This is a genomic window from Brevundimonas sp. UBA7534, from assembly GCF_002479325.1.
Lineage (GTDB): Bacteria > Pseudomonadota > Alphaproteobacteria > Caulobacterales > Caulobacteraceae > Brevundimonas.
Window position 1 is genome coordinate 1 of the sequence record NZ_DLMO01000080.1, and the last position, 4,012, is coordinate 4,012.

Consider the following 4,012-nt stretch of genomic DNA (forward strand, 5'->3'; position numbering starts at 1 on the left):
TCGGCCAGGTCCTGCTGATCCGCGCGCCCAAGGCCTGAAGGATCAGTCCTCGCGCTTGTGCCCGTCGATGTGACGCTCGGCGCGCTCGCGCTCGATGCGAGCGGCCTTCTTGTCCACGCCGGTCAGGCCGTGCGCCGCGCGGTTGGCGGCGGCGCGCGCCTTGTCCTGGGCCTTGTCCCGCGCCTTTCGCGCTCGGTTCAGGTTGACGATTTCGCCCATCTGCAAGCTCCGCCGTTCGAAACCCGTCGCCGCCCGATGCATTCTGGGGACAGGCAATGAAAGGAAACGACATGGTAGACGCCTCCCTCATCAAGGAACACCTGGAAGTGGTCGGTTCGGACGGCGAGCACGTCGGCCGCGTGGACCACGTCATGGGCGATCAGATCGAACTGGCGAAGATGGATCTGGCCGGCGCATTCAAGCACCACATGATCCCGGTCAGCTGGGTCGAGCGCGTGGACGACAAGCATGTCCACCTCAGCCTGACCAAGGACGACGCCAAGGCCCGCTGGACCGAAAAGCCGCACTGAGGCCTATCGCCTCGACGACAAAAGGCCCCGCCGATCCGGCGGGGCCTTTCTCGTTTCGGGTTAGAATCCGCGATTACTGGGGCGCGATCATTTTTTCCGGCCGCACGTATTCGTCGAACTCCTCGTTCGTCAGATATCCGCCGCCGACCGCTTCCTCGCGCAGGGTGGTGCCGTTCTTGTGCGCGGTCTTGGCGATCTTGGCGCAGGTGTCATAGCCCAGCTTGGCGTTCAGGGCGGTGACCAGCATCAGGCTGTTCTCAAGGCCGCGCTTGATGTTGTCCTCGCGCGGCTCGATGCCGACGACGCAGTTGTCGGTGAAGCTGATCGCCGCATCGGCCACCAGACGCACCGACTGCAGGAAGTTGTAGGCCATCACCGGGTTGAAGACGTTCAGCTCGAAATGCCCCTGGGAGTCGGCGAAGGTCAGGGTGGCGTGATTGCCGAACACCTGGGCGCACACCTGGGTCAGGGCTTCGCACTGGGTCGGATTGACCTTGCCCGGCATGATCGACGAACCCGGCTCGTTCTCCGGTAGCGCCAGTTCGCCCAGACCCGAACGGGGGCCGGAACCCAGGAAGCGGATGTCGTTGGCGATCTTGAACAGCGACGCGGCGACGGTGTTGATCGCGCCGTGGCTGAAGACCATGGCGTCGTGGGCGGCCAGGGCCTCGAACTTGTTCGGCGCCGTGGTGAAGGGCAGGCCGGTGATGTCGGCGATCTGGGCGGCGACCTTTTCTGCGAAACCGACGGGGGCGTTCAGCCCGGTGCCGACGGCGGTGCCGCCCTGGGCCAGTTCCATCAGCTTGGGCAGGGTCTGTTCGATCCGTTCGATGCCGTTGGCGACCTGCTGGGCGTAGCCGCCGAACTCCTGGCCCAGCGTCAGGGGCGTGGCGTCCTGGGTGTGGGTGCGGCCGATCTTGATGATGTGAGCCCAGGCCTTGGCCTTAGCGTCCAGGGCGGCGTGCAGATGCTTCAGCGCCGGGATCAGGTCATTGACCACCTGTTCGGCACAGGCGACGTGCATGGCCGTCGGATAGGTGTCGTTCGACGACTGGCTCATGTTGACGTGGTCGTTCGGGTGGACCGGCTTCTTGGAGCCCATCTCCCCGCCCAGAATCTCGATGGCGCGGTTCGAGATCACCTCGTTGGCGTTCATGTTCGACTGGGTGCCCGAGCCCGTCTGCCACACGACCAGGGGGAAGTGGTCGTTCAGCTTGCCCTCGATGACTTCGTTGGCGGCCTGGATGATGGCGTCGGCCAGCCTGGCGTCCAGCTTGCCCAGGTCGCGGTTGGTCTCGGCCGCCGCGCGCTTGACGACGCCCAGAGCGCGCACGACCGGCAGGGGCTGCTTTTCCCAGCCGATCTTGAAGTTGCCCAGCGAACGCTGCGCCTGAGCGCCCCAGTAGCGATCGGCGGCGACTTCGATCGGGCCGAAGGTGTCGGTTTCGGTGCGGACGTTGCTCATGGGACTGGTCTTCCGGCGTGGCTTTGCGTTGCGCAGGCGTGTAGCACGGACGCCATGCAGGGCAAGGCGGACGCATGACGGCGGGCTGGATCGGAACCGGCAAGGTTCGCGCGCGCGAGGACGGCCAGGCGGTCGAGATCGTCATCGACGGCCTGACCACCCAGGCCAAATACTACAAGCCCCTGGTCTATGAGTTCATGCGCAAGGAATGGCGCGGCGCGCGCCCGGCCTGGGGCGACCATGTGGTCGAGATCCGCATGGAACATGTCGGCGATCCGCCCTGGATGGACCTGGACAATCTGGCCAAGGCCCTGCTGGACGCCATCAAGGGCTATCTGTTCCACGACGACGCCCAGGTGGCGCGTCTTCTGGTCGAACGCCACGAGGGCGAACGCGAGCGGATCACCATCCGCGCCTACCCGCGATAGGACGTCTATTTTTTGCGGAATTGATCCAGCGAGACGACCTTGGGGCCGTCGTCGGACGGCGGGGTCGGCTCGGGCGAAGTGGGTTCCTCCACGGCTTCGCTGACTTCCGGCGCCTCGAACTGCAGCAGGAATTGCACGCTCGGATCATAGAAGCGCGTCACCGCCGAATAGGGCATGGCCAGCGTCTTGGGCACGCCGCCGAAGCGCAGCTTGACCGAGAACCGGTCCGCCTCGACCCGCAGGTCGTCGTACTGATGCTGCAGCACGACCGTCATCTCGTCGGGATATTTGGCCAGGATGTCGGGCGACACCGATACGCCCGGCGCCCGGGTCTTGAAGGTGATGTAGAAATGATGCGCGCCCGGCAGGCCGTCGGCGACGACCCGCTCAAGCGCCGCGCGCACCACGCCGCGCAAGGCTTCGTGAGCCAGACGCTCGTAGTTCATTTCGTCGACCGGAGGGGCCTGGTCGGTCATCGTCACCTCGCTTCAGAGCGCGACTGATAGCGGCGACCGTGCGCGGGCGAAAGATGGCATGAGGGTAAAGCGCCGGGATTCTGTCGCCGGGCTTGTGAAGAAGTGGAGGGCTTCTGTTGCCAGGCGCCCTCCGGGCCCCGCCCAGGGATCTGAACCCCTAGGACTTAAGATTCGAAATCACTCGAACCGCATTACGCGGCGAGAGCGACTTCTCCAGCGAAGTTATCGTTCGCAGTTAGATAAAGGCCCGATACGGTGGGCCAGGACGAGCGAAAGCAATCCTCTTTACACGTCCGTCGATGCTAGTCGGCCCCATGGCTGCCTCCGCCGATAACGCGGGGAGAAGATGGTGGAGCCGCCGGGAATCGCACCCGGGTCCGGTCCGCTTATTACAGGCGCCTTTATCGCCATAGTCCGGCCGAAACCGGACAGCGACAATATAGGCGCTCGCCGTCCGATCTCCAAGCCGTCATGCGACGCCGCTGGCGCGACGCCAGTCCGGCGTCTGGTTACGAAACCAGGTCAGTTGGCGCTTGGCGTAGTTGCGCGTGGCCTGTTTCAGCGCGTCCGTCGCCTGCTGACGCGAGCATCGCCCCTGAAGAAAGTCCGCCAGTTCTCGAACGCCAACGGCCTTCATCGCCGGCAGCGACGGGTCCAGCCCGCGCACCAGCAGCGCCTCGACCTCCGCCAGGGCGCCGCCCGTCATCATCCGGTCCACGCGCCGATCGCAGGCGTCGTAGAGACCGGCGCGGTCAGGCGCCATCACGATGCCCCGCCAGGCGTCGGGGGCAAGCAACGGACGAGTCTGCGCGCGCCATCCGCTGAGGGGCTGGCCGCTGGCGGCGAGCACGCTCATGGCGCGGATCAGCCGTTGCCGGTCGCCGCGCTCGATGGCGGCGGCTGAGGCGGGGTCCGCCTGGGCCAGGCGGGCGCGGAAAGCGGCTTCGCCCAATGTCGCATAGTCCGCTTCGACCCGGTCGCGGACCTCCAGCGGGACATCGGGAATATCGGCCAGGCCTCGGGTAAGGCTGAGGAAATACAGGCCGGTGCCGCCGACCAGGATGACGGGCGCCCCTTCGCCCAGGCGGCCGATCTCGGCCAGCACCGCCCGGG

The 4,012-nt window shown here is 66.0% G+C and carries 6 protein-coding genes and 1 other RNA gene; 2 read left to right on the top strand and 5 right to left on the bottom strand.

The features are described 5' to 3' along the window. Positions 1-42 precede the first annotated feature (42 nt). Complete coding sequence (locus tag B2U11_RS06025; RefSeq protein ID WP_292070593.1) at positions 43-219, bottom strand: DUF4169 family protein; 177 nt, start codon at positions 217-219, stop codon at positions 43-45. 71 nt (positions 220-290) lie between these two features. On the opposite strand from B2U11_RS06025, the gene B2U11_RS06030 reads away from it, so the two are divergent. After that, positions 291-530, top strand: coding sequence for a DUF2171 domain-containing protein (locus B2U11_RS06030; protein WP_292070594.1), 240 nt, complete (start codon positions 291-293; stop codon positions 528-530). A 73-nt stretch (positions 531-603) separates the two neighbouring features. On the opposite strand, the gene fumC is transcribed toward B2U11_RS06030, so the two are convergent. Next, positions 604-1,995: a class II fumarate hydratase gene (gene fumC / locus B2U11_RS06035; protein ID WP_292070596.1), complete on the bottom strand. Its 1,392-nt coding sequence runs from the start codon at positions 1,993-1,995 to the stop codon at positions 604-606. A 74-nt stretch (positions 1,996-2,069) separates the two neighbouring features. Between fumC and B2U11_RS06040 the strand changes: the two genes are divergently transcribed. Beyond that, a complete protein-coding gene (locus tag B2U11_RS06040) occupies positions 2,070-2,423 on the top strand; it encodes a RusA family crossover junction endodeoxyribonuclease (RefSeq protein ID WP_249750681.1) in 354 nt (117 codons plus the stop codon). 5 nt (positions 2,424-2,428) lie between these two features. On the opposite strand, the gene B2U11_RS06045 is transcribed toward B2U11_RS06040, so the two are convergent. The 3 genes from B2U11_RS06045 to B2U11_RS06055 form a co-directional block, all read right to left on the bottom strand. Next, complete coding sequence (locus B2U11_RS06045; RefSeq protein WP_292070599.1) at positions 2,429-2,899, bottom strand: SspB family protein; 471 nt, start codon at positions 2,897-2,899, stop codon at positions 2,429-2,431. A 101-nt stretch (positions 2,900-3,000) separates the two neighbouring features. Then, positions 3,001-3,368, bottom strand: a transfer-messenger RNA (tmRNA) gene (gene ssrA / locus B2U11_RS06050). Continuing rightward, the coding region (locus B2U11_RS06055) for a tRNA (adenosine(37)-N6)-dimethylallyltransferase (protein ID WP_292070601.1) at positions 3,369-4,012 on the bottom strand (644 nt) is incomplete at its 5' end.